We start from the raw sequence: 24,636 nt of genomic DNA on the forward strand, positions 1-24,636 counted from the left end.
TGATCTTTAATTTATTTAAAATTATTTTTTAACAAACTTAGTTTTAAGATCTGTACCATTCTCATTTATATTGATGAAGTAAACACCTTTTACCAAATCTCTCACAACAATTTTACCATCTCCGATTGTTCCTTTAGAGATCAATTGTCCTGGAGCATTGTAAATTTCATATGTTGATTTTGAAGAAATATTTTTAACATTTAAAATATCATCAACTGGGTTCGGATAGATCTGAACAGTTTTTACATTTCCAACTTCGGAAGTTCCTAAAGTTGCAACGTTATTTTGCTTTACAGCATAAAACACGTTACCAATTGCAGAAACTCTTACATGTCCGCTTTTACCCGCTAAAGATGCAGGAATTAAAACACTTGCAGTACCTGAGTTAGGGACAGAAGCAGCTAATACCGTCCAAGTTGCACCACCATCAAAAGTATAATCTATTTTCACGTTGGCAACATTGTATGGAGAAGCTGTTGTACCAGAAACCACCCACGTAATTGTAGAGTTCGTATTTGGAGTTAATGTTGAAGTATTTACGGTAAATGCACTTGCAGAACCTACAACAATTGTCTGTGTTGCGTAAGCTGTTTGTGCTTGGCCTGCAGGTTTGTTGTCTCTTACTGTAACACGGAAATGAGTAGTTCTTGCAACATTAGATGCTGATTCAAAATCTACTACATTGGCTACAGCCCCACCAAGCACTGTTGCTAACTTAGGGAAATATCTAGTAGGAGTAGTTACTGCTGGCCATGATCTGAAGATAGCACCTGAAGTTTCGCTTCCAATATTGGTATTATCAATTCCGTCATCCAACGTACATGGATCTACTTGTTCCCAGTTATATGTTAATGCATCTCCATCAGGATCAGTAGCTACAGCATTCAATACAAACGCTGTTGATTTAGGTATCGTATAAGTTGTTGGCATTGCTGTAACAACCGGTGTGTTATTAGTAATCGGTGTTTCTACATCAACGGTTGCAGTTGTAAGAACTGCCTGAACCTGATCTATACTCACACTGTGGAAATAAGGATCTGAGTGATCCTGAAGATCTGTAGACGGTCCTGTAATTCCTGCATATCCCATAATTGTAGAGCCTGATCCCGGTTCAACTTCTTGATTTAAGAAATCTTCATAAAAACTGTAAGTGTGCGAATCACCCAACTGGTGCCCCAGTTCATGAGCTACATAATCGATATCAAAAGTATCACCCATCGGAACTCCATCTGCTGGAGAAGTTATACCACTTCCTTTATAATTATTCGGAGAGATGTAGGCATAGCCACAACCTCCATTAGCTGCACTATAACTAGTTGTAGAAACATCATTACTTCCTATACAACCAATACATCCTGCGTTACCGCCTCCACCTGTTCTTCCAAACAAATGCCCTATGTCGAAACTTGTATCTGTAACGCCATAAGCTCCACCATGTAAAGTGTTCATTAATTCGTTATTCCATTTACACATTTGGCTTGCATTACTGTAAGGATCAGAAGAAGCAGTTGTAAAAATAAGATTTGGTGCACTCACCATATTAAGGTGCAGGTTAAATTCTTGTTCGAAAACGCCGTTCACTCTTGTCAAAGTTGCATTCACTTGTGCTAAAGCATTAGCTGTCCCTCCAAAATATGTTGTATATTCTCCTGTAACAGACATTGCCAATCTAAGTGTATGATATTTTTTATCATTAGATTTCGAAGCTAAACCAGAAGCTTGCATTTGTTGAAGTTTAGCTACAGATTCTTTACTTTCTTTTGTACTACATGTAAAAGCATGACCATTTTTACCACTTTTCCCGTGGATTGAATAAACAGATTTATCTTGTGTTGCAGGTTCAATGAATTCATATTTTCCATTGCTGATTACCATAGACTGAAAATCGTTAGGAGCTACACTGAATCTGATATATTTACTCGGATCATCAATTCCGGTTCCAACATAAGATCCTAATTGATATTGACTTGCCATTGCTTCGTCAATTACAGGTAAGCTATTAACTACAAATCGCTCTGTCTTTCCATTTAAGGTTGGAATATTTACGGTAATTCCGCTTCCTTCCCCGTATTTCGGAGCTCTCAATAATTGAGTTCTTATTTTATCAATATCAAGTTGATAATAAATCGAATTGTCACTCTTTTTAACCACATCTTTCGTCGGTGTCGTCTTGTTCCATTGCGCACTTACCATTGAAGAGGCAACTGCAAATAATACAAGGGGTAATTTTGTCTTCATGTATAAAATTTAGGAAGACAAATGTAGTTTTTATTATTAATTTTATAATAAAAAGAATTAATAATTTAAAAAATTAACTATTATATACAATCAATCTATTAAAATTCAATTTTTCAATCTATTTATTGAATTTAACATAAAAAAAAGGAATCATTACGATCCCTTTTTCTGTGTTTGTTTCTGAAGCCATTCATCATGCCTTTTTTTAAACTGATCATGCTTATAATCCTGATTTCTTTTGGCTGCATCTATTGAGTGCGAACTGTGAATATCTGCATCCTCTTCAGCAAAATCTGATAATTTTTCATAATAACAATGAAGTTGATCGAGTTCTTTTTCCGTGAGGTCTTCAATATCTACAATGCGGTTACTTGCTTTTTCGTTGGCAGCAAGTAATTCATTCAATTTTATCTGAATAGCTTTTGAATCTTTATTCTGTGCTTTCTGAATTAAGAAAACCATCAAAAAAGTAATAATTGTGGTTCCGGTATTAATAACTAACTGCCAAGTTTCAGAATAATTAAAAATAGGCCCCGAAACAGCCCAAACAATAACAATAAGAGTGGCTCCTATAAAAGCATAAGAACTTCCTGTAAATTTTGTAGCCCAATTTGAAAATTTTTCAAAAACGCTGTTATTTGATTTTGGCATTTTAGTATGTATTAATTTTATCCTTTGTATTTGAAGAATTCCTTAAAATATTCTAGTATAAATTCATCAAAAACTCCGCCGAAATCGACGAAGTTTCTAAGTTAGTTAATATGTTGTGTATTTTTCTTTTTATTAATTTCCCGAATTCACATATACTTTTCTACCGTTTAAAGGCTGTATTGCTCGGAAATTAGGATCTGTATAAATTGATGTATAAGAATTAAACTGTACATCAGAAAGTTGCTGTTTATTTTTAAATACAAACCAATCTACAGGACCTCCATTTGTAATATTGGAACTTGCTCCAAAGTTTGGAGTCGTCAGTGAACCACTGTACGTATAATACTCTCTTTTATTACTTGGAAATAAATCTAACAGATTGAATGTAATATTAGGCGAATTTGTAGCATTACTTGTTGTTGGAGACTGTGCAAATAAGTTTTGAAGTGAAGAATTACCCGCACCAATGTCTACTAAGACACTAAGAACAGCATATGAATTATCTGCAGAAACGTTTACAAAGTGAATCTCCATTTTACTGTACTTTCCATCTACAGTATGTTCGCTGCTGTAATGAAAATGGAAGTTAATAAGGTTAAATTTCTTACCTCCCACTGTAATATAGTTATTGGCATTATCGGCACCTGTAACATTTACTTTAAGGTTTTCTCCTGCATTATTTACTACAGAATTCAGGTTTACAGATCCGTAATGTATTGTAGGGTCTGTGCTATGAAAAGCAATAGCACTGGAAGGGACAATATTAATGGGAGTTTGAGATTCTGCTACTGCAACTGGAAAATTAGACGTAGAAATAGGTGTACTGATGAGATCTGACGGATATGAATTCAGTTCATGCATATCCTCACTGTTATTATCACTATTACATGACGTTAGTAAAACTATTGGAGCAAAACTCAAAAGGACAATAGCTCTCTTAACACCGGCAGGAACCAGTGTATTCAATTTTTTTCTTTTCATTTGTGTAAAATTTTAAATGTTTTGTCTGTTGTTAATTTTCAGACCATTATTGCTTATGAAATATTAAGTGTTATTTGACAACAAATATAAAATATTGGATAACCAACTATTAAACAAGAAAGTAAGTTTTAATTGAATTTTAAAAAAATATAAATTCTTATAAATTGGTTTAAAATTTCAATCTAAATTCATCAATAAACATTCAAAACAAATACATTTAAGAAATTTTACTTTATAATTAAATTTTAAGAGGATTTTCATTTGATACAAATGAAAAATCCGCCCCTCGAAAGGGACGGATTTTTATATAATTACGTGCAAAATATGCAAGTTATCACACTTTAATTTCAACGTCTACACCTGAAGGAAGTTCTAATTTCATTAGAGCATCAACAGTTTTAGAAGAAGAAGAGTAGATATCCATTAGTCTCTTGTGAGCTGATAATTGGAACTGCTCTCTTGCCTTCTTGTTTACGTGCGGAGATCTCAACACAGTGAAGATTCTCTTATTCGTTGGCAATGGAATTGGTCCGTTTACAACAGCACCAGTAGCCTTTACCGTTTTTACGATTTTCTCAGCAGACTTGTCTACCAAGTTGTAATCGTAAGATTTTAGTTTTATTCTGATTCTTTGTGACATTTCTTTACTTTAAAAAATTAACCTTTTGCTTTAGCAATGATATCTTCAGCAACGTTTTGAGGAGTAGCTTGGTACTTCTCTAATTCCATAGAAGAAGTAGCTCTTCCTGATGAAAGTGTTCTTAGAGTTGTTACATATCCAAACATTTCAGAAAGTGGAACTGAACCTTTGATTACAACGGCACCGTTCTTTTCTTCTTGTCCACTGATTGTACCTCTTCTCTTGTTAAGGTCACCAATGATGTTACCCATATATTCTTCCGGAGTTACAACCTCCAATTTCATAATAGGCTCCATGATTACTGGCTTAGCAGCACGTCCCGCTTCTTTAAATCCTAATTTAGCAGCTAATTCGAAAGAAAGTGCATCAGAATCCACTGCGTGGAAAGATCCGTCTTTAAGAACAACTTTAATACCTTCAACTTCGAAACCAGCCAAAGGACCGTTTTTCATTGCAGCTTTAAAGCCTTTTTCAATTGCAGGAACAAATTCTCTAGGAACGTTACCACCTTTGATTTCGTTAATAAATTCTAGACCAATTTTACCTTCTTCAGCAGGTCCAAGTTCGAATACGATATCAGCAAATTTACCCTTACCACCAGATTGTTTTTTGTAAACTTCTCTGTGTTGAGCAACTCTTGTAAGATTTTCTTTGTATTCAACCTGAGGCTGACCTTGGTTTACTTCAACTTTGAATTCTCTTCTCATACGATCTACAAGAATATCAAGGTGAAGTTCACCCATTCCTGAGATAATAGTTTGCCCAGAAGCTTCGTCAGTTTTAACCTGGAAAGTAGGATCTTCTTCAGCTAATTTAGCTAGAGCGTTACCCATTTTATCCTGGTCTGCTTTAGTTTTAGGTTCAACAGCGATACCAATTACCGGATCAGGGAAAACCATCGATTCAAGAATGATCGGGTTTTTCTCGTCACACATTGTATCACCTGTTTTGATAGATTTAAAACCTACAGCTGCACCAATATCTCCTGCTTCAATATAATCTACAGGATTTTGCTTGTTAGCGTGCATTTGATAGATTCTAGAGATTCTTTCTTTATCTCCTGAACGAGTGTTCAAGATATAAGAACCTGCATCTAATCTTCCAGAGTATGCTCTGAAGAATGCTAGTCTTCCCACGAATGGGTCAGTAGCAATTTTGAATGCTAAAGCCGCGAAAGGCTCTTTTACGTCTGGTTTTCTTGTAACTTCAAGATCTGTTCTAGGGTCAGTACCTTTGATATCATCTTTATCCAATGGAGAAGGCAAATATTTACATACTGCATCCAACATGAACTGTACTCCTTTATTCTTAAATGAAGAACCACAAGTCATAGGGATAATAGAAAGATCAATAGTAGCTTTTCTTAGAGCTTCGTTGATTTCTTCTTCAGAGATTGAATCCGGATCTTCGAAGAATTTCTCCATCAAAGTATCATCGTAGTCAGCAACAGCTTCTACTAGTTTCTCTCTGTATTCAAGAACTTCAGCCTTCATGTCTTCAGGTATTGGCACTACTTCGAAAGTAGCTCCTTGTCCTGCTTCATCCCAGATGATAGCTCTGTTTTTAATTAAGTCAACAACACCTTTGAAATCTTCTTCAGCACCGATTGGTAAAACGATTGGAACTGCGTTTGATCCTAACATCGTCTTAACCTGGTTTACCACGTTAAGGAAGTCAGCACCTTGTCTGTCCATTTTGTTTACAAATCCCATTCTTGCAACTTTATAGTTGTCAGCAAGTCTCCAGTTTGTTTCAGACTGAGGCTCTACTCCATCTACTGCAGAGAATAAGAATACCAAACCATCTAATACTCTTAGAGATCTGTTTACTTCTACTGTGAAGTCAACGTGTCCCGGTGTATCAATAATGTTGAAGTGGTAAGGCTTACTTTCAGGTAAGATTTTCCCTTGATCTGTTGGGAAATTCCAAGAACAAGTAGTTGCAGCAGAAGTAATTGTAATACCTCTTTCTGCTTCCTGCTCCATCCAGTCCATTGTAGAAGCACCATCGTGAACTTCACCAATCTTGTGGTTTACACCTGTATAAAATAAGATTCTTTCTGTAGTGGTAGTTTTCCCCGCATCAATGTGGGCAGCAATACCAATATTTCTTGTAAATTTAAGATCTCTACTCATTTCTAATTAGAATTTAAAGTGTGAGAAAGCTTTGTTAGCTTCCGCCATTTTGTGAGTATCAGATTTTTTCTTGTAAGCAGCACCTTCTTCTCTAGAAGCAGCTACAACTTCGTTAGCTAATTTCAAAGCCATAGACTTATCATTTCTAGCTGTAGAATATTTGATTAACCATTTCATTGCCATAGAAATTTTTCTATCAGCTCTGATTGGCATAGGAATCTGGAAGTTAGCTCCACCTACTCTTCTAGAACGTACTTCTACGTGAGGCATAACGTTTGTTAATGCATCTTTCCAGATTTCAAGGGCAGTTTTTTCAGTTTCTCCTTTTTTAGCTTCTACAAGGTCTAATGCATCGTAGAATATTTTGAATGCGATAGACTTCTTACCGTCTAGCATTAAATTGTTTACAAATCTTGTTACCAATTGATCATTAAATTTCGGATCTGGTAACAACGGTCTTTTTTTCGCTTTTGTCTTTCTCATTGCTTCTGTACCTTATTTAATGATTATTTTTTCTTTCCTTTAGCTGGTGCAGCTGCTGCCTGACCTGGTTTTGGTCTCTTAGCTCCATACTTAGATCTTCTCTGAGTTCTACCGCTTACACCTGCAGTATCTAATGCTCCTCTTACGATATGATAACGTACTCCCGGTAGGTCTTTCACCCTTCCGCCGCGTACCAATACTATCGAGTGCTCTTGAAGATTATGTCCTTCGCCCGGGATGTAGGCGTTGACTTCCTTCCCGTTAGAAAGTCTTACCCTTGCAACTTTTCTAAGTGCAGAGTTAGGTTTCTTAGGAGTGGTAGTATATACTCTCGTACATACACCTCGTCTTTGTGGACAAGAATCAAGGGCAGCCGATTTACTCTTCTTGGTGAGTGCGACTCTTCCTTTTCTTACTAATTGTTGAATAGTAGGCATTTAATTGCTTTTTATTTTAGGGTGCAAAAATATAAATAATTTTCCAATCTACAAAAACTTATATGAAAATTAAAATCAATCACTTACATCAAAAAGCTTCAATCTATGATTAAAGAAATATGTATATCATTATATATAGGAAGATAAGCGAGGAAAGAAAGAGATAAATATAACTGTATTAAATAAATATATTTTTTTATTCTATGATATTAACATCAACATTTTTATTCCATTTAAAATCTTTTACATTCTGTTTAAGTGATTCATGGATTTTAGGATTGATAGAATAAATAAAAATATGATCCTGACCTACAACTACATTATTTTTAATGGTAAGAACTGCAACTTTTTTCCAGTTTTCGGGTGTTTGCCCTCTCAACCATTCTTCATAAACTATGGCGAGCTGGTAATTGTTTTCTTTACAGTATTTTGTAAGATAATTTTTAAATCGATTATCCATAACTGCTCCTTTTTTACTGAATGGAATCATTTCTGTGGAACCTAAACCAACAAAATCAAGCAAATGAATATCTGAAAAATAACAAATTGCCCCGATATCATTAGCAACAACGCTAGAATTATTGTAATACTTCTTTAAGAATTTTGCAGACTGAATTTGCTGTTCGTAAATATTTTCGCTGCCCTGCGTTATTAATAGATGTGCAAAACCAAACTTATAGATCAATAATATAAAATTAACGATAAGAATTGCAACCGTAAATTTTTCTTTTTTAAATTCAGATAAAGGATTTATAAAAAAATGCTTTAATCTTGGAATCACAATCATTGAAAAAGCCGTTAAAAGGTAAGCTTCATATCGGAAAGGCCCCTTGAATTCGCCAAAAACACACTGTAGCATCAGCGTAAGACTCCAAGCTATAATAAGGAAGTTATTAATAATGATCTTTTGAAAACTCAGTTTACTTTTATAATCTTTATAAATAAATACAACTCCTATCAACAAAGGAAATAGCGCAACTTGATAAAATTTTATATTTAAAATAATTTTCCTAAATACTATTTCTTTAATCTGCTCAATATAATTCCCTGAGAAATTAAATGAAGTCCCTTTTACCACAACAGAATTTGGAAAGAAATATCCATCTTTTTGATAATTAAAGTATCCGAAAATTAAAATGGGAACGAAACCTAAAATTAAAGTTAAAACAACTTCTTTATATCTTTTAATTAATAAAAAAACAAAAGCCAGTGAAACAAAATAGAACATACTTTCAAATCTCACCAATCCCAGCAGTAAAATAGTTGCATAAAACCAATATGATGAAAGTTGATCTTTAAAATCACTTTTAATCCATTTTTGAAAGTAAAAAATATTCACTATAACAATAAGAACCTGTAAACTATGTTCCATCCCTGTGAAAATCTGAATATGCAGAACAGCAAAAAAAAGCGTAAACAAACTCGCAATAATGATATGCTTATTTTTATCAAAAAATGAAGAATAATACCTATTAAGAAAGACAATAATTAATAAAGAAACTGCAACATTGAAAACCAAAGGGATCAATTCATTATTCCCAAAAACAATAATCAAAACACTTAAAATAAAAGTGAAAATTGGTGAGGAGGATGAAGATGAAAAAGAATATTTCGTCATTCCCCAAACATCATGAAGCGCAAAATTCTTCGCAATCGCCAAATGAATATAGGCATCATCTAATATGTAGGTAAAATTGCCCTCCGTTTTGGAAATCATTATTAAAAAATAGATAACGCAAATTCCGAAGAAAACAGAAGCAGAAATAATAAAATTCTTCATTATAATTAAACTTTCATTTTAAAGTTTATTAATCCAAAATAAGTTGAGAGGTGTATAAAACCTGACTTTTATTTTTCACCGTATCAAATTTCACCCACTTTATCTGCGGATCTATACTTCCCACAAGAGATTGTTTCAATTCACCTTTTTGCTTATTGGTATGTTGATAGCTGAAAGATTTATTAATGATAGGAATATTATAAATGGTAATATTTTTCACAGCCCTTTCATCATTATATATGTACTTTTTATCTTTGAATTTAGACACTTGTGAAAGTATTTGATTTTTATTTTTCAAATAATTGTCAGGGCTCTTTATACTGTATAACGAAAGAAATACTAAAAAGAAACACCCAACTCTCCAAATCAGCTTATCAGAACTTTCCTTTTGAAAATATAGAATAAGAAATGAAAAGAATAAACAGAAATTTGCGGCTGCCAGCATTCTCGTGTTCATTTCTTCAATATTTTGAAGCCATCCCGAAATCAATAAAAATACAGCATAAGTAGCCGCCATAATCCAAATCAAAATATGGAAATAATGTAATGATGTCTCTTTCGCCTTTTTATAATAGGTAAGAAAATATCGAAATATTAGAATATCTATCCCCAAAATCAAGAACTGAAAACCAATACTTGCCATGCTGTACGAAGCCGGTTTTATTCCAATATAAGGGTCTATTACATTAGAAACGCCCAAAAGATCACGTAAAACATCCATCGGCATCAATTCTCCGGCAGTTCCCCTCAAATTTTCACCCGTAAAACTTCCAAAATATAAATAATTAAATAATAAATACCCTCCAATTCCTAATCCCGAAAGAAATGCAGTCAATAATAAAGGCTTGAAAAACCCTTCTTTTCTCAACTTTAAAAATGTAAAAAAGAGGAATATTAGAATTGATAGATAAATATAAATTCCCGAATATCTTACTGTGAACATACAAATCATCATCAGAGAAGCCCAAACTGCATTGACGTAAAGCTTTTTTCCGGAAAACATTTGATGCAAAAAATAAAACAGGAAATACAAGAAAAAGATAAAAGGACCTTCGGAAATTACTCCGCAAAACACAAAAAAGGCAGTCTTTCCGGCAAGCAGCAAAACCGTTTCTCTAAAATAGAATCTTTTAAAATATGAAAATGATAAAATAGTTGCAATAAAAACAAAATTTAAAATTTTTGATGCCCAAAAATAATCCTTTACAAAAAAGTGACACATTTCCAGCAAAACCGGATAACCTAAAGGAAAGAGATTTGTCTTTAGATTAGGCAGATCCGAAGCAATTCCAAAATACGACAGACTATCCGCTCCTATTCCACCTGTAGGTAGAAAAAAAGGCTGAAAAAAATAGATAATTATTATTAATACAGCTAAAATTTTATACTTCATTACAGTCTCTAGTGTTTTACCGCAATATTAAGGAAACTTATTCAAATTATTTTTAAAAATCCTCTCATAGTTATCTTCTATTGACTATAAAAGAGGTTCGGTACAATATTTTCTAACTTTGTGGATATAAAAAATAAACGTATGAAAAATGCAAGTATTATCGGACTTCAGGAAGTCGACTGTAAAAATATTTCGGAAAAATTGAATATTCTTTTAGCCAACTATTCCGTATTTTATCAAAACACAAGAGGTTCGCATTGGAACATCAAAGGTGATCAGTTTTTCACCCTTCATCCAAAATTTGAAGAGCTATACAACAGTTTAGTATTAAAAATTGATGCAATTGCGGAAAGAATTTTGACTTTAGGTGCGACTCCGGCTCATAATTATTCTGATTATTTAAAGGTTGCGACGATTAAAGAAACAAAAGAGGTTTCAGATGGAAACAAAAGTGTAGAAAATATTTTGAATTCATTTAAAGTGGTTATCGATCTTCAGAGAGAACTTTTAGACATCACAGATAAAGCAGGAGACGAAGGTACAAACTCTCAAATGAGCGACTATATCACAGAACAGGAAAAAGAAGTTTGGATGTACAACTCTTATTTAGGGAAGTAAACAGACAAAATCATCGAAATATTTAAAAAAATCGTCTTACATTTAGACGATTTTTATTTTTAATTATTAAATTCGCGTTAAAATTACACATATATGTACGACGTCCGACTAAACTCAATTCTAGATAACGATTTCTATAAAGTAACCATGCAAAATGCGGTGGTGAAATTATTCCCAAGCTCTATTGTAAAATACGAATTCATCAACAGAGGAAAACACCAATTTCCAGAAGGTTTTGACGTTGCTTTAAGAGAAGCAGTGACAAAAATGGCAGAATTAAAATTAACCAAAGAAGAGAAAAAGTTTTTGGCAAGAACGTGCCCATATTTAGACCTTCCCTATTTAGATTTCCTTGAAGGTTATCATTACGATCCTTCTGAAGTTAAAATTCATCAGGATGGAACCGATCTTAGCGTTACTGTTGAAGGACTTTGGTATAGAACAATCCTTTGGGAAGTACCTTTATTAGCTTTAATCAGCGAACTTCATTACGAAATGAATCACATGGAAAGAGATTCTAACGAAGTTGTGATGAGTAAAACTGTTGAAAAAGCAGAATCCCTTACAAAACTCGGCGTTAATTTCGCAGAATTTGGAACCAGGAGAAGACATTCTTACAAAGTACAGAATCTGGTGATGGAAGCTTTAAATCAAAAGAAGGATTCTACATTTATAGGAAGCTCAAACGTTCATTTCGCCATGAAATATAATGTAAAACCAATCGGAACTCATGCTCACGAATGGTTTATGTTCCACGGAGCAGAATATGGCTTCAAAATGGCCAACGAATTAGCCCTTGAACATTGGGTTGATGTTTACAGAGGTGATCTAGGAGTTGCGCTTTCTGATACTTACACGACAGATGTTTTCTTCCGCCAATTTGACAAAAAATTCGCAAAATTGTTCGATGGAGTTCGTCATGACAGCGGAGATGCATTAGAATTTGCAGACAAAACAATTGCTCACTATGAGAAAAACGGAATCAATCCTTTATTTAAATATATCATTTTTTCCGATGCTTTAAATCTTGAAAAAGTAGAAGAAATAACCAAATACTGTAAAGGTAAAATCGGAGTTTCTTTCGGGATCGGAACCAACCTTACTAATGATGTAGGTTTAAAACCAATGAATATTGTGATGAAATTAATTGGAGTTCAAGCGCCCAATAAAGAATGGATTCCTACCGTAAAACTTTCCGACGAACATGGAAAATACACCGGAGATCCGAAAATGATAGAATTAGCCAAAGAGTTTTTAAGAATTAAAGACTAAACATATGCGACTAAAAATTTATTTATCCCTCTCTCTTTTCGCGGCAGCTTTATCTTTCGCCCAAGAAAAGAAAACAGAAAAACCAAAATTCAATCAGGAATTAGCAACATCTCTTGGCGCAGACAAATACGGAATGAAAGCTTACACAATTGTAATGTTGACAACCGGTTCTGTAAAAATTGAAGACAAAGCTAAAATGGCAGAATTAATGAAAGGGCACATGACCAACATCGGCAAACTGGCAGACGAAGGAAAAATTATCGTTGCCGGCCCTTTTCTCGAAAAGAATAAAGAAAACTTTCGCGGAATGTTTATTTTCAATACAAAATCCAAAGAAGAAGCCGAGCAATGGGTAAAAACAGATCCTGCCGTGCAGGCAGGAGTTTTCAGTTATGAAATTTTCCCTTGGTATGGATCGGCAGCGCTGCCAACATATTTGGAACATCATAAAGAGATTTCGAAAGAAAATCCTTAGAATATATCTCTAAAGTTTATACAATTAAAAAAATAAAGGCTGCCTTAAAAGACAGCCTATTTTATTTCTGATTAGTCAAGACAAACATAGGGTCTATTAGGAGGGTAGCAACAAAGAGGGTTGCTACAAAAGATATAACCCGGAGAACATCCCCCGCCAGGATTTTCACCTTGGCACGCCAATGCAGCTCCTCCTAAAACATTCTTTAATTCTTTTCTGCTTAAATTTTTTAAATTTTTCATAAATAGTTTGTTTGGTTTTAATTTCCTACTCTATAAGATTTTCGGACACCTCTTTATTTACTCTCATATAAGGGATTTAAATATACAATTTATTTTTTATAAAATAATTAAATTCATCTCATTACAGATTTTCATATATTTAAATAAAACAAATATCACCATGAAAACCATAGAAGAAGTCCTAAAGAAACTAGATGAAATCATCATCTGGAGCAAGGAAAACCAAAGCCCGGTAGGATATTTTGCATGCACGTACAGAATTATGACCGCGCAGGTTTTAAAAGGAATCCAACAGAAAAAATTTGAAGACAATCCAAGAATGACTCTTCTGGATTTGGCTTTTGCACAACGATATCTTGAAGCCTGGGACAATTACTGCAAAGGAAAAAAGTGCACTCAATCTTGGTATATTGCTTTTGAAGCGGCAAAAAATAAAAATCTTTTAATTTTACAGCATATTTTTCTGGGAATGAATGCTCATATTAATCTGGATTTGGGAATTTCAGCTTCTTCGGTAATGCCTTACAGAAAAATAAATCCACTTAAAAAAGATTTTGAAAATATTAATAATGTGATCGCATCCATCAATCAAAAAGTTCAGGATTCATTAAATAAAATCTGCTATCCGGTTGAATTGATTGATAAAATTTCAAACGGAAGAGATAATGTTATTTTAGATTTTGCCATTTCCAAAGCGAGAGATACTTCTTGGGCAACGGCAGTTATTGCTTCAAACACACCGCAATTCTTGAGAGAATCTGTTATTAACATTGTAGATTACGCCGCAACAAAAGTGGCTTCACAAATTATAAATCCAAAACTTCTTACTCCCGCATTAACCAAAGAACTTAAAAAATGTGAGGGCAGCGATATTGTGAAAAATATTGAGATTTTATCTTCAACAAAAAATATTTAATTTAAAATTTTAAATAAATTCAATCAATGAGTGTAGCAGGTAAAAAAAATTGGGATCAATTTATCATCATTAAAAACTTCAAGAATTATCCTTTTCTTTCATCTTTATTACAAGGTTTTGAAGGTGAAAATCTCATCGGATATGTCTATATTGATCATGAAGAAGGAATTACATTAGATATTTTAAAACTATTTTCAGAAAACAACGGAGCATTAATTTCCGGAAAAGATCTTATCGGGGATAAAACAAGAGCAATTGTAAGATTTGAACATTTTTCAAAGACAAATTTTGAAATTGCAGATTCAGAAATCCAACAATCATTGAATGTTGAAACTCCAAATTACATTAAAGAATATAGTCGGGATGATCTCGCAGAATTCAGAAAGCATGAAATTTATCAAAAATTCAGTGCCGAAGGATTTCCAGATGATATTACAGTTTTTCTTATTGACCAAACCGGTAAACACAAAACAGAAAATATTTGGGTAAGAATAAAATATTTTGATGCTGAAAAAGAGGCCGGAATTGCCAAATTAATTGTTCAGCCATTTCAAAAGCTTGGAGTAAATAAAGGTGACGAAATTCTTTTCAAATTAGTAGAAGCAAAAGGTATGGGATTTCAGCCTTTCGGGTTTATACATAAAACAAGCACAGAAGAAGTAAATGAAAAAAAATGGTGGAAATTTTGGTGAAAAACTAAGGTTTCCCGTAAAGAAAATCCATTTTTCTTTTTGTAATTTTGTAACATGGAGATGACCTATTTAATTATTGGATTTATTGCCGGGGGAATTCTTGGTGCGGTAATTTTATATTTTGCGTTGAAATCATCGATGGTTTCGCGAAGTTCTTATGATGAACTCAACAATTTACAGATCAAAAATAATTCGGATCTGGAAAATTCTAATCTTAAAATTCAGGAATTAAGCCAGAATATTAATAAAGAAAAAGAACTGAATCAACAGCAGACAGACCTATTAAATGATCTTAAAAATGAGTTTGCAAAAATATCAGCCGAACATTCATCTTTGAATTCTCAGTTTCTTGAGCAAAAGCAGTTTAATACAAAACAAACTTCTCAAATTGAAAATCTTCTAACAGAAAAACAGAATATTTTTGCTAAAAACTCTGAGCTTTCTGCCATCAATGAAAGTATGCAAAAGTCTCTTGAAACCCAAAAAGGAGAAATTACTAAAATTCAGGAAGAATCTAAATTGCAGTTTGAAAACTTAGCAAATAAAATTTTACAGGAAAAATCAGAAAAATTCACTGAGCAAAACCAACTCAATCTTAAAAACATATTAAATCCGCTACAAGAAAAAATTAATAATTTTGAAAAAAAGGTAGAAGACACTCACAAGGAAAGTATTGATTACCACGCTGCTCTTCGTCAACAAATCCTCGGACTAAAAGACTTAAACATCCAAATGAGTAAAGAAACCTTAAACCTTACGAAAGCTTTGAAAGGAGATAGTAAGATCCAAGGAAATTGGGGTGAATTAGTATTAGAAAGAGTTTTAGAAAAATCAGGACTTGAAAAAGGTAGAGAGTATGAGGTTCAAAAAAGTCACGTAACCACCGAAGGAAACCGAGTATTACCAGATGTTATCATTAATCTTCCAGATGGAAAGAAAATGATAATTGACTCAAAAGTATCCTTAATTGCTTATGAACGATATATTAATGAAGAAAATGATGATGAAAGACCTCAATTTTTAAGGGAACATGTTGCTTCATTAAAAAGACATATTGATCAACTTAGTAATAAGAATTATCACAACCTTTATGAGATGGCAAGTCCAGATTTTGTTTTATTGTTTATTCCAATAGAACCCGCTTTCGCCACTGCTCTTAATGAAGATAATTTACTGTACAATAAAGCATTTGAAAAAAACATTGTAATTGTTACACCATCCACTCTACTAGCTACTCTTAGAACAATTGATAGCATGTGGACTAATCAAAAGCAACAAGAGAATGCTATAGAAATCGCTCGCCAAGCTGGTGCTTTATATGATAAATTTGAAGGTTTTGTCACTAATTTATTAAAGGTTGGAAAAAAGATGGAAGAAGCAAAATCTGAATATGAGGGAGCAATGAATAAACTAGTTGATGGAAGAGGGAATTTGGTAACTAGTGCTCAAAAGTTAAAGATTATGGGTGCTAAAGCAACAAAATCACTCCCTGAAAACTTAATTATAAGAGCTAAATCTAATGAAGAAAACATTCTGTTAGACGAGCCAAATCTTCCCTCAAGTTTAATTGATAATTCTAATAACCTTCTAGAGTCATAAAAATGATTGAAAGTTTTCAAAACGAAAAAATAAAAAATATCACAAAACTCCTTACAGATAACCGATTTAGAAAAAAATCAGGTGTATTTGTAGTGGAGGGACAACAGGAAAACGAAAGAGCTCAGAAATATGATTTTGAAGCAGTAGAGTTTTTCATTTGTGAAACTATTTTTAAAGGTAAAATTCCGGAAGGAAAAATACATTTCGTTAATGATAAAGTGTATGAAAAAATAGCATACAGAGGTAGCTCTGAAGGAATTATCGGAGTTTATAAAGCTAAAGAGAAACATTTAAATACATTTAAACCTAAAGAGAATTCAACCGTAATTATTGTTGAAGGTGTTGAAAAACCGGGAAATTTGGGTGCAATTTTGAGAAGCTGTGAAGCTTTTGGTGTTGATGCTTTAATTGTTGCAGATGGTAAAACAGATTTTTATAATCCTAATGTTATAAGATCTAGTGTCGGATGTCTTTTTGGAATGGAGGTATTTCAGGCTGAAAATGAGGAAACATTAGAATTCCTCCAAAAGAATCAGTTCAATATCTATACAACGATTATGGATGAGAGTTCTGAAGATCTTTACAAAAGAGATTTTAAGAAAAAATCTGCCGTCTTATTTGGAACAGAACATTCAGGATTAAGTGATTTCTGGACAGGAAAAGGAAAGAACACCCTAATTCCAATGACAGGGAGCATTGATTCTTTAAATTTAAGCAACGCCGTTGCCATTACATGCTACGAAGCATTGAAACAAAAGAAAGGATAATTTTTTCAGGAAGGAAGTTTGAAGCTTGAAGAGCGAAGTTTTTTTTAAGTTTAAAGAACAAACTATAATATAAAGGGCTTCTAAAAATTAAAAGAGCCAATAGTAACTTCCAGCATCTATCTTCCAAGCTTCCATCTTTTATTAAAATATAACGCATAAAAAAACCGATTCACAAGGTGAACCGGTTCTTTTATTTTTAGGTTGAGGCTAAAATTATTTTTTAGCAGCGTCAACAGCTTCTTTAGCGTCTTTAGCAGCACCTTTAGCAGCATCAGCAGCACCTTTAGCAGCGTCAGCAGCACCTTCAGCTGTTTTCTTAGCAGCATCAGCACCAGCAGCAGTAGTTGCAGCAGCAGCATCTTTAGCAGCACCTACAGTAGCAGAAGCAGCAGAATCAACAACAGTTGCAGCAGAATCAGCAACAACAGCAGCTGAATCAGTAGTAGCTACAGCAGCAGAATCAGCAGTACCTTCAGTAGAAGTAGCTTCAGTTTTTTTACAAGCAACTAGAGAGATTGCAGCGATAGCAGCTACGAATAATGACTTTTTCATAATAAATTAAATTTAATTTTGTTAATATTGTTTTTTATAAATTTCTTTCGTTCTGTTATTTGAACAAGACAAAGGTATAGCAGATACAAAAGTTGTTTATGAAAAATAATTGTAATACCTTTGTAAAATAGTTTTACAAATAAACTTAACTGATAATCAGTAATTTAATTATATTTAAAAAATTGACAGATTTAGATCTATTACATTTTGAGCAGCTAAAAAAGGATGTCCAAGCTCAATATTTGAAAGAATACACTCCTTCCCATGATGATATTTCAAAATGGAAGGGTATAGATATTATATATTTTCAGGAAGATCTTCGTAAAAAGGCTAAAGGAAACATTAGTGAAAAATCTTTTTACACCTATTTCAAAAACTCTCCGGTTACCAAATTACCTCGCATCGATATGCTCAATTTATTGAGTATTTATACCGGTTACGACTCATGGTATGAATTCAAAAAGCAACACCTTTTTGCAGGAGAATTGTTACAGGAAACAGAAGATTTAAGTGAAGAAGATATACAGGAATTAGAAAAAAGAATTGAAAATTCACAAATTCTTCCAAATAACGAGATTCAGCCTAAAAAAGCGGTTCAAAACGAGCAAGAAAACATTGATTTACAAAAATCAAATACTGAAAATCAATCAGTTAATCAAAATCAAGAAATAAAAAAACAATCTGATTTTGAGTCTGTAAAACCCAAGAAAAATTTCTTAAAAAAGAACGCTTGGGCATTTATAACATCAATTTTGGTGATCGCAACCGGACTTTTAGGTTTTAAGGATGAAATTTTTCTGAAAGAATATAAATATTGTTTCACCGATGCAGACAGAGGAACTTCGGTAATCAATACTTTAGAAATAAAAGTAATTAAGGAAAATGAGTCTCCAATTCTTTATAGGATAAAGCCGGGTGAGTGTTTTAAGTATTCAACAAAGGATAAAATCTTGAAAATGGAGATTAGAGCGCCTTTCTACGAATACTTAACAGTCAACAGAAGCTTAGAAAACGCTCCTGAAGAGGAAATGATAGAGCTGAAGCCTGATGATTATAAAATGGCTGTCAATTATTTTTCAGTAAAAGATGCCAATGGTAATCCGGAACTTCTTAAGCAAAAACGCAAGCAGCTGGAAAACCTAATCAGCAACAACGCTATTATTTATCAGGTTTACGACAATACCACCTACGGTATTGAGACCTTAGATAAACAGAAATATATTACCTTAGTAACAACCCCTACCACTTCTCTTAAAAACCTAAGTGTAATTGAAATGAAAAAAGATAATAAAGGAAAAATAGTATCCATAAAATTTAAAATTGCAAGTACAGATGAAAAGAATAAATAATTTTTTAATTTTTGCAATAATGCTTCTTGTCGTCGCTGCCTGTAATAATAAAAAAACAGAGGTAAGTGATCTGGAAACACTTAGAAACAGTAATAATAAAAAGAGCTATCCTGCAGTGCAAATGGATAGCGCGCAGGCAATAAATTTCATTACCAAGCAAAAGGTTCAGGAACTTTTAGACCTATCTACTTTGTACTTGTCGGGAAATAAAAATACAGAGATCGATACTGTAATTTATTCTCAAATGGGAAGCTATTTCCACAAACCGGACAGCACAACGTTTAAAAAACTCTTCCGAGAACTGGATAGTTTAAAGGTAAAAAGTATAAAAGTGAATAATTTATCCGTTTATAAAGATTATTACAAAAAAGATACGCTTGATTTCGCGAAATTTAATGTAGAATATTTTGACGACAAAAACAGATCATTGGGAACATTTGAGAAAAATGCGCAATACATTCTAATGTCAAAACCTATTAAATTCAAAAAAGAATTTAAATTTTACTTCCTCAACTTCTACTCTTCTCCATTAAAGAAAGACAGCACATCGGTCGGAGTAACCAAATAGTCTAGAGGAATATCGTTTTTCCAGACATCATCAATAAATTCATCGGGGTTAAAGTAATTAACTCCGATTTTTTTTGTCTCAGAAGAAATATTTTCAAAGAATTCGTCATAAAAACCTTTTCCGTAACCTACTCTATTTCCTTTTTTATCACAATAAAGCAAAGGAGTAATGACATAATTAAAATCTAAAACTTCGGAATCTACATTAGAAACAGGCTCTGAAATATCCCAATTATTAATTTCAAACTGGGTATCCTTGAAAATTTCAACAGAAATTAATTTTGCATCCACAATTTTAGGAACAAAAACTCTGATATTTCGGCTTAAAAAATAATCAATGAATATTTGAGTATCAATTTCTTTAAACTTCTGAATTGGAATAAAAACATGAACGTTTTGATCCGAAACTGGCTTAAAATATTCAATGAAATTTTCAAAAATTTTTTCAGATAACAAGAAAGCCTCATCAGTTGACAAGGCTTTTCTTTTTTGCATATATTTTTTTCTAAGCTCAGCTTTTAGCATTCTAATTAAGCTTTTTCAGAAGGTTCTATAATTTTATATAATTTGTCTGATAAACGAACTTTAAATGGAAGTTCAAAAGTGATTTGATCTCCAACTTTCGCCATTTCACAAGGACCTCCATTGGCGAAAATTTCAGTAATTGTAATTTCTTTCTCACCAGTTGTTGGCCCTGAAATTAATACTTTATCACCAATTGAAAGTTCTTTATTCTCAATTAAAAACTGAGCAATTTTTGATTTTGAGTAATAATGCTCTCCCTTTCCAATCAATACTTTTTTAACCTTAATTTTCTGACGAATATCTGTGGTTTCAACAGTTGTAGCTTTTGCTAAAGTTTGAGTGGACAAATCTCCGGAGTTTTTAAACTTTAAAGCCTCAGATTTTCCTTTTCTGAACACTTTATTTCCAACCTGTAATCCTTTTCTTAAAGCAACCTGCTCTTCTCTAGGCAAATGTATGATTTCCAGACATTCTGTGGAACATGTATTTTCCATTGTTGCTTTACATTCATCACATTGAATAAACAATAAATGACAGGCATCATTAGCACAATTCGTATGGTTGTCGCAAGGCTTACCGCATTGGTGACATTGCGAAATAATATCGTCTGTAATTCTTTCTCCTAATCGGTGATCAAAAACAAAATTCTTCCCAATGAATTTACTTTCGATGTTCTCTTCTTTGATCTGGCGAGTATATTCAATAATTCCGCCTTCTAATTGGAAAACATTTTTAAAACCTTGATGTTTGAAGTAAGCACTCGCTTTTTCACAACGAATTCCACCTGTACAATACATCAACAGGTTTTTATCTTCTTTAAAATCCTGTAATTGCTCGTTAATAATCGGTAAACTTTCTCTAAAATTTTCTACATCAGGAGTAATTGCTCCTTCAAAATGTCCTACTTCACTTTCGTAATGATTTCTAAAATCAACTACAATCGTATTTGGATCTTCGAGTAAATTATTAAATTCCTGCGCTTTTAGGTGAATCCCTTTGTTGGTAACGTCAAAAGTTTCATCATTTAAACCATCAGCAACAATTTTATGTCTAACTTTTATCGTCAACTTTAAGAAAGAATGATCGTCTTGCTCAACTGCTACATTCAAACGGATTCCTTTCATGAAATCATAGAATTCCAATGTGTCACGAAATGCTTTAAACTGATCCGCAGGAACACTCATCTGAGCATTAATTCCTTCATGAGCAACATAAATACGTCCAAGTGCATCAAGTGCGTTCCAGGCTATAAATAATTCGTTACGAAATTTTTTGGGATCTTCAATTTTGGCATACGCATAGAAAGACAATGTAAGACGTTCCTTACCAGCTTCATCAATAAGTTGAGCTCTTTCTTCTGCGCTTAAGGTGTTATACAGTTGCATGCTATAAACTTTTTAAGTGAGAAAAATATTTTTGCAAAGATAAGAATTTTTCAAATATGGATTTTTATGAATAAAATCACGAGAAATGATTGAACTATTTAAAAAGCTTCTTTTTCTAGATGGAATAAATCCTTGTCAAGGTTTTGAACCTTGACAAGGATGCTGACTTCAGATAAAATCTTAACTCAAAATTTAACCTTTATGACCATTATGACATCTATACTATGTCAGATTGTCCTTTAATATAATTTTAAGTTTTGTTAATTGACCTTTATAATTATGACATAACACATAAATTATTGCTATTCCTGTTAAATTTTAGTTAAAATTGAAACATATCACACTAATCGCATACCTATTTAGCATTAAATTTGTTTACTGTAGAACATAAAATTAAAAGAAGATATACAATGAAGAGTACTTTAAAAAAACTATTACCATTTGCCGTAGTAGGAGTTATCTCAGGAGCTACTACCGTTGGCACAATACAATATTTCGGTCACAATTCTAATAATGAAGACCAGGGTTATTTTAAATCCGCCTCAAATGTTTCATTTGCCGGCATGAATACTGGAGCTGTGGGTGACGATTTCGTAAAGGCTGCAAAAACTACGGTTCCGGCTGTGGTTACTATTAAAAATTATCAAAGCAGAACTTCGTCAAACAGAGCATCTGAACAGGATCTATTTGATTTCTTTTTCGGTGATCCGTTTGGAGGAAAAGGAGGCGGACAGCCAAGACAAAAACAGCAGCAACAGGTTCCTGACAATATGCCTTCAGGAATGGGTTCAGGGGTAATTATTTCGCCGGACGGTTATATTATTTCTAACAACCACGTTGTGGCAGGTGCAAATAAATTAGAAGTTGTATTAAGCAACAAAAAATCTTATATCGCAACATTAATAGGAACAGATCCGAATACAGATATTTCATTATTAAAAATTGAAGAAAAGGGATTACCTTATTTAAATTTTGCTAATTCTGATAATATTGAAGTTGGACAATGGGCTCTTGCTGTAGGTAACCCACTTGGATTGAACTCAACCGTTACTGCAGGTATTATCTCTGCAAAAGGAAGAGGAATCGGAATTTTAGGAGGTCAAGGTAAAGCGGCTAACCCAATTGAAAGTTTTATTCAAACGGATGCAGCCATTAACCCAGGAAACTCAGGAGGAGCTTTGGTTAATACTAATGGAGAACTTATTGGTATCAACTCAGCAATCCAATCTACGACAGGTTATTATCAGGGATACGGATTTGCTGTTCCGGCTAATTTGGCAAGAAAAATTGTTGAAGACATCAAGAAATTCGGAATCGTACAAAGAGGATTCCTTGGAGTACAGTCTCTAGATCTTTCTGATGACATGCAGGTTCAGGCTTATAACAAGCAGAAAAAGACTAACATCAAGTCTGGTTCAGGTGTTTATGTTACAGGATTCGGAGACAGCAGTGGCGCAGAAGATGCAGGTCTGAAAATTGGTGATGTTATTACCAAGATTGATAACTCTGATGTTACAGATTTCGCTGATTTATCTATCGCCATCGGTAGCAAACGTCCTGGTGATAAAGTACAGGTTGCTTACCTAAGAAACGGTAAAGAAAACATGACAACCGTAACCTTGAAGGATCAAAAAGGCGGAACTTCTACAAGAACAAAGGCTGATTTAAGTATTGGAGAAAAAATCGGAGCAGATTTTGAACCATTAAGCGAAAGATTTAAAACAGATTATGGATTGACGAGCGGCGTTGTTGCTAAAAACGTATCAGAAGGCAGCGAAATGGCCAAGATCGGAATCGTAGATAATTACATCGTAGTAGAAATCAACGGCAAGCCTGTAAACTCTCAAAAAGACGTTGAAAAAGTATTAGATAAATACCAAGGAAACGTACAGGTGAAATTTGTAGATGAATACGGAAGAATTTACACGAAAGGTTTCAAAATGCCTTAATAAAATTTAAACTAAACATTTTCATATCAAAGAAAAACCGCTACAGAATTTGTAGCGGTTTTTTTATTTATGATTTATTGTTCATTTTCTCGGCGATCCTTCTTTTCTTCTTCCGTTCATAAATTACTTCTACAATCTTACCTCCGATCCAAGCGAAAGGGAAAAACGTAAGGAAAATAGATATTTTATAAAACGTAGGGTGATAAGGAAAAATAATAACATCCAACATGGCTATAAACAACATAATAAAGCCAATAAGGATAGCATAAGCCACTTTAGCATACTTCACGATGATTGCCGTCGCCACACCTCCAAAAGTACTCCCTAATCCGGAAATAAACAAGAGGAAGCCAAAGAAAGCCTCATCATCTTTCATACTGTAAAGAAACCTCTGCCAATGCTCAAACGGAGCAAATGCTTCAAAAGTAACCCACTGCGGAAAAACCCTTATACCAAGAGTGATAATAAGCCCTGCAATAGCAAGACCCATCAAAACCGCAAATGTATTTCTTATAAAGCTCATTAATCCTGGTGTGCGATCATAGAAATTTCAATGTCAACATTTTTAGGCAGGCAAGAAACCTGCACAGTTTCACGAGCCGGAAAGCTCTCTGCATCTAAATAAGATGCATAAATATCATTCATCACAGCGAAATCATCCATACTTTTAAGAAAAATACTTGCTTTTACAACGTTTTTGAACGTCATTCCAGCTTCAGTAAGAATTGCTTCAAGATTTTTCATTACCTGGTGCGTTTCTTTTTCAATTCCTTCTACCAATTTACCAGTTGCAGGATCTACAGGGATCTGACCGGAAATATACAGTACTCCGTTTGCAAGATTTGCTTGAGAGTATGGTCCGATAGCTGCAGGTGCATTCACTGTGTTGATTACTTTTTTCATATGTAGGTACTTAATTTTTTCTAAGGTCATATGCAATCACTGCTTCTTGTATTGGTCTGTTAGAAAATTCAGTCAACAGTGATTTCA

Annotated in this window: 25 protein-coding genes; 10 read left to right on the forward strand and 15 right to left on the reverse strand. The window is 33.5% G+C overall.

Features of this window, described 5'->3' with window-relative positions:
• Positions 1-21: 21 nt before the first annotated feature.
• The 9 genes from A0O34_RS06840 to A0O34_RS06880 form a co-directional block, all read right to left on the reverse strand.
• Positions 22-2,238 (reverse strand): zinc-dependent metalloprotease, encoded by a 2,217-nt coding sequence (locus A0O34_RS06840; RefSeq protein WP_066752908.1) that lies wholly within the window; start codon positions 2,236-2,238, stop codon positions 22-24.
• A 153-nt stretch (positions 2,239-2,391) separates the two neighbouring features.
• Positions 2,392-2,889 (reverse strand): low affinity iron permease family protein, encoded by a 498-nt coding sequence (locus A0O34_RS06845; protein ID WP_066752911.1) that lies wholly within the window; start codon positions 2,887-2,889, stop codon positions 2,392-2,394.
• Between the two features lie 132 nt (positions 2,890-3,021).
• Positions 3,022-3,870, reverse strand: coding sequence for a carbonic anhydrase family protein (locus A0O34_RS06850; RefSeq protein WP_066752914.1), 849 nt, complete (start codon positions 3,868-3,870; stop codon positions 3,022-3,024).
• A 334-nt stretch (positions 3,871-4,204) separates the two neighbouring features.
• Positions 4,205-4,510, reverse strand: coding sequence for a 30S ribosomal protein S10 (rpsJ, locus tag A0O34_RS06855; protein WP_002661363.1), 306 nt, complete (start codon positions 4,508-4,510; stop codon positions 4,205-4,207).
• A gap of 17 nt (positions 4,511-4,527) precedes the next feature.
• Positions 4,528-6,645 (reverse strand): elongation factor G, encoded by a 2,118-nt coding sequence (fusA, locus tag A0O34_RS06860; RefSeq protein ID WP_066752917.1) that lies wholly within the window; start codon positions 6,643-6,645, stop codon positions 4,528-4,530.
• A gap of 6 nt (positions 6,646-6,651) precedes the next feature.
• Positions 6,652-7,128, reverse strand: a complete 477-nt coding sequence (rpsG, locus tag A0O34_RS06865; RefSeq protein ID WP_066752920.1) for a 30S ribosomal protein S7 — start codon at positions 7,126-7,128, stop codon at positions 6,652-6,654.
• Positions 7,129-7,151: 23 nt separating this feature from the next.
• Complete coding sequence (gene rpsL / locus A0O34_RS06870; protein WP_027383325.1) at positions 7,152-7,565, reverse strand: 30S ribosomal protein S12; 414 nt, start codon at positions 7,563-7,565, stop codon at positions 7,152-7,154.
• A 196-nt stretch (positions 7,566-7,761) separates the two neighbouring features.
• Entirely contained in the window at positions 7,762-9,345 is a 1,584-nt protein-coding gene (locus tag A0O34_RS06875) for a hypothetical protein (protein WP_066752923.1), read from the reverse strand.
• A gap of 28 nt (positions 9,346-9,373) precedes the next feature.
• Entirely contained in the window at positions 9,374-10,738 is a 1,365-nt protein-coding gene (locus A0O34_RS06880; RefSeq protein WP_066752925.1) for a hypothetical protein, read from the reverse strand.
• Positions 10,739-10,879: 141 nt separating this feature from the next.
• On the opposite strand from A0O34_RS06880, the gene A0O34_RS06885 reads away from it, so the two are divergent.
• The 3 genes from A0O34_RS06885 to A0O34_RS06895 all read left to right on the forward strand — a co-directional run bounded on the left by A0O34_RS06885 (position 10,880) and on the right by A0O34_RS06895 (position 13,103).
• Positions 10,880-11,356: a Dps family protein gene (locus tag A0O34_RS06885; protein WP_066752929.1), complete on the forward strand. Its 477-nt coding sequence runs from the start codon at positions 10,880-10,882 to the stop codon at positions 11,354-11,356.
• A 93-nt stretch (positions 11,357-11,449) separates the two neighbouring features.
• Positions 11,450-12,628 (forward strand): nicotinate phosphoribosyltransferase, encoded by a 1,179-nt coding sequence (gene pncB / locus A0O34_RS06890; protein WP_066752932.1) that lies wholly within the window; start codon positions 11,450-11,452, stop codon positions 12,626-12,628.
• 4 nt (positions 12,629-12,632) lie between these two features.
• Positions 12,633-13,103 carry a YciI family protein gene (locus tag A0O34_RS06895; RefSeq protein WP_066752934.1) on the forward strand — a complete coding sequence of 157 codons (471 nt, stop codon included), beginning with the start codon at positions 12,633-12,635 and terminating at the stop codon, positions 13,101-13,103.
• A 71-nt stretch (positions 13,104-13,174) separates the two neighbouring features.
• On the opposite strand, the gene A0O34_RS22800 is transcribed toward A0O34_RS06895, so the two are convergent.
• The gene (locus tag A0O34_RS22800) at positions 13,175-13,345 is read right to left on the reverse strand and encodes a bacteriocin-like protein (protein WP_418219369.1); all 171 of its coding nucleotides are present in this window, start codon (positions 13,343-13,345) and stop codon (positions 13,175-13,177) included.
• 160 nt (positions 13,346-13,505) lie between these two features.
• On the opposite strand from A0O34_RS22800, the gene A0O34_RS06900 reads away from it, so the two are divergent.
• The 4 genes from A0O34_RS06900 to A0O34_RS06915 are packed head-to-tail and all read left to right on the forward strand — an operon-like array spanning position 13,506 to position 17,319.
• A complete protein-coding gene (locus tag A0O34_RS06900) occupies positions 13,506-14,261 on the forward strand; it encodes a DUF5995 family protein (RefSeq protein ID WP_066752937.1) in 756 nt (251 codons plus the stop codon).
• A 26-nt stretch (positions 14,262-14,287) separates the two neighbouring features.
• Positions 14,288-14,953, forward strand: coding sequence for a hypothetical protein (locus tag A0O34_RS06905; RefSeq protein WP_066752939.1), 666 nt, complete (start codon positions 14,288-14,290; stop codon positions 14,951-14,953).
• Between the two features lie 54 nt (positions 14,954-15,007).
• The gene (locus A0O34_RS06910) at positions 15,008-16,552 is read left to right on the forward strand and encodes a DNA recombination protein RmuC (RefSeq protein WP_082891114.1); all 1,545 of its coding nucleotides are present in this window, start codon (positions 15,008-15,010) and stop codon (positions 16,550-16,552) included.
• A gap of 2 nt (positions 16,553-16,554) precedes the next feature.
• Positions 16,555-17,319 (forward strand): TrmH family RNA methyltransferase, encoded by a 765-nt coding sequence (locus A0O34_RS06915; protein WP_066752942.1) that lies wholly within the window; start codon positions 16,555-16,557, stop codon positions 17,317-17,319.
• A 213-nt stretch (positions 17,320-17,532) separates the two neighbouring features.
• On the opposite strand, the gene A0O34_RS06920 is transcribed toward A0O34_RS06915, so the two are convergent.
• Positions 17,533-17,871: a hypothetical protein gene (locus tag A0O34_RS06920; RefSeq protein ID WP_066752945.1), complete on the reverse strand. Its 339-nt coding sequence runs from the start codon at positions 17,869-17,871 to the stop codon at positions 17,533-17,535.
• A gap of 182 nt (positions 17,872-18,053) precedes the next feature.
• On the opposite strand from A0O34_RS06920, the gene A0O34_RS06925 reads away from it, so the two are divergent.
• On the forward strand, positions 18,054-19,220 hold the full coding sequence (locus tag A0O34_RS06925; RefSeq protein ID WP_066752948.1) for a hypothetical protein: 1,167 nt from the start codon (positions 18,054-18,056) through the stop codon (positions 19,218-19,220).
• Positions 19,204-19,788: a hypothetical protein gene (locus A0O34_RS06930; RefSeq protein WP_066752952.1), complete on the forward strand. Its 585-nt coding sequence runs from the start codon at positions 19,204-19,206 to the stop codon at positions 19,786-19,788. Before A0O34_RS06925 ends, A0O34_RS06930 begins: the two co-directional genes overlap by 17 nt.
• Here A0O34_RS06930 and A0O34_RS06935 read toward each other — a convergent pair.
• Together A0O34_RS06935 and trhO are read right to left on the reverse strand one after the other, a co-directional pair.
• Positions 19,737-20,312 (reverse strand): 5-formyltetrahydrofolate cyclo-ligase, encoded by a 576-nt coding sequence (locus tag A0O34_RS06935; RefSeq protein ID WP_066752955.1) that lies wholly within the window; start codon positions 20,310-20,312, stop codon positions 19,737-19,739. The genes A0O34_RS06930 and A0O34_RS06935 overlap by 52 nt on opposite strands.
• Positions 20,313-20,317: 5 nt before the next feature.
• Positions 20,318-21,697, reverse strand: a complete 1,380-nt coding sequence (gene trhO, locus A0O34_RS06940; RefSeq protein ID WP_066752958.1) for an oxygen-dependent tRNA uridine(34) hydroxylase TrhO — start codon at positions 21,695-21,697, stop codon at positions 20,318-20,320.
• A gap of 410 nt (positions 21,698-22,107) precedes the next feature.
• Here trhO and A0O34_RS06945 point away from each other — a divergent pair, with 410 nt between their 5' ends.
• Complete coding sequence (locus A0O34_RS06945; protein ID WP_066752962.1) at positions 22,108-23,646, forward strand: trypsin-like peptidase domain-containing protein; 1,539 nt, start codon at positions 22,108-22,110, stop codon at positions 23,644-23,646.
• A gap of 67 nt (positions 23,647-23,713) precedes the next feature.
• On the opposite strand, the gene A0O34_RS06950 is transcribed toward A0O34_RS06945, so the two are convergent.
• The gene (locus A0O34_RS06950) at positions 23,714-24,169 is read right to left on the reverse strand and encodes a hypothetical protein (protein ID WP_066752965.1); all 456 of its coding nucleotides are present in this window, start codon (positions 24,167-24,169) and stop codon (positions 23,714-23,716) included.
• Positions 24,169-24,549, reverse strand: coding sequence for a RidA family protein (locus A0O34_RS06955; RefSeq protein ID WP_054512082.1), 381 nt, complete (start codon positions 24,547-24,549; stop codon positions 24,169-24,171). Before A0O34_RS06955 ends, A0O34_RS06950 begins: the two co-directional genes overlap by 1 nt.
• Positions 24,550-24,636 lie beyond the last annotated feature (87 nt).

Origin of the sequence: Chryseobacterium glaciei, from assembly GCF_001648155.1 — a bacterium.
GTDB classification, from domain to species: domain Bacteria; phylum Bacteroidota; class Bacteroidia; order Flavobacteriales; family Weeksellaceae; genus Chryseobacterium; species Chryseobacterium glaciei.

Excerpts from the sequence above, each read along its gene's own strand:
- A0O34_RS06840 (WP_066752908.1), bottom strand. The coding sequence starts at position 2,238 with ATGAAGACAAAATTACCCCTTGTATTATTTGCAGTTGCCTCTTCAATG.
- A0O34_RS06845 (WP_066752911.1), bottom strand. The coding sequence starts at position 2,889 with ATGCCAAAATCAAATAACAGCGTTTTTGAAAAATTTTCAAATTGGGCT.
- A0O34_RS06850 (WP_066752914.1), bottom strand. The coding sequence starts at position 3,870 with ATGAAAAGAAAAAAATTGAATACACTGGTTCCTGCCGGTGTTAAGAGA.
- rpsJ (WP_002661363.1), bottom strand. The coding sequence starts at position 4,510 with ATGTCACAAAGAATCAGAATAAAACTAAAATCTTACGATTACAACTTG.
- fusA (WP_066752917.1), bottom strand. The coding sequence starts at position 6,645 with ATGAGTAGAGATCTTAAATTTACAAGAAATATTGGTATTGCTGCCCAC.
- rpsG (WP_066752920.1), bottom strand. The coding sequence starts at position 7,128 with ATGAGAAAGACAAAAGCGAAAAAAAGACCGTTGTTACCAGATCCGAAA.
- rpsL (WP_027383325.1), bottom strand. The coding sequence starts at position 7,565 with ATGCCTACTATTCAACAATTAGTAAGAAAAGGAAGAGTCGCACTCACC.
- A0O34_RS06875 (WP_066752923.1), bottom strand. The coding sequence starts at position 9,345 with ATGAAGAATTTTATTATTTCTGCTTCTGTTTTCTTCGGAATTTGCGTT.
- A0O34_RS06880 (WP_066752925.1), bottom strand. The coding sequence starts at position 10,738 with ATGAAGTATAAAATTTTAGCTGTATTAATAATAATTATCTATTTTTTT.
- A0O34_RS06885 (WP_066752929.1), top strand. The coding sequence starts at position 10,880 with ATGAAAAATGCAAGTATTATCGGACTTCAGGAAGTCGACTGTAAAAAT.
- pncB (WP_066752932.1), top strand. The coding sequence starts at position 11,450 with ATGTACGACGTCCGACTAAACTCAATTCTAGATAACGATTTCTATAAA.
- A0O34_RS06895 (WP_066752934.1), top strand. The coding sequence starts at position 12,633 with ATGCGACTAAAAATTTATTTATCCCTCTCTCTTTTCGCGGCAGCTTTA.
- A0O34_RS22800 (WP_418219369.1), bottom strand. The coding sequence starts at position 13,345 with ATGAAAAATTTAAAAAATTTAAGCAGAAAAGAATTAAAGAATGTTTTA.
- A0O34_RS06900 (WP_066752937.1), top strand. The coding sequence starts at position 13,506 with ATGAAAACCATAGAAGAAGTCCTAAAGAAACTAGATGAAATCATCATC.
- A0O34_RS06905 (WP_066752939.1), top strand. The coding sequence starts at position 14,288 with ATGAGTGTAGCAGGTAAAAAAAATTGGGATCAATTTATCATCATTAAA.
- A0O34_RS06910 (WP_082891114.1), top strand. The coding sequence starts at position 15,008 with ATGGAGATGACCTATTTAATTATTGGATTTATTGCCGGGGGAATTCTT.
- A0O34_RS06915 (WP_066752942.1), top strand. The coding sequence starts at position 16,555 with ATGATTGAAAGTTTTCAAAACGAAAAAATAAAAAATATCACAAAACTC.
- A0O34_RS06920 (WP_066752945.1), bottom strand. The coding sequence starts at position 17,871 with ATGAAAAAGTCATTATTCGTAGCTGCTATCGCTGCAATCTCTCTAGTT.
- A0O34_RS06930 (WP_066752952.1), top strand. The coding sequence starts at position 19,204 with ATGAAAAGAATAAATAATTTTTTAATTTTTGCAATAATGCTTCTTGTC.
- A0O34_RS06935 (WP_066752955.1), bottom strand. The coding sequence starts at position 20,312 with ATGCTAAAAGCTGAGCTTAGAAAAAAATATATGCAAAAAAGAAAAGCC.
- trhO (WP_066752958.1), bottom strand. The coding sequence starts at position 21,697 with ATGCAACTGTATAACACCTTAAGCGCAGAAGAAAGAGCTCAACTTATT.
- A0O34_RS06945 (WP_066752962.1), top strand. The coding sequence starts at position 22,108 with ATGAAGAGTACTTTAAAAAAACTATTACCATTTGCCGTAGTAGGAGTT.
- A0O34_RS06950 (WP_066752965.1), bottom strand. The coding sequence starts at position 24,169 with ATGAGCTTTATAAGAAATACATTTGCGGTTTTGATGGGTCTTGCTATT.
- A0O34_RS06955 (WP_054512082.1), bottom strand. The coding sequence starts at position 24,549 with ATGAAAAAAGTAATCAACACAGTGAATGCACCTGCAGCTATCGGACCA.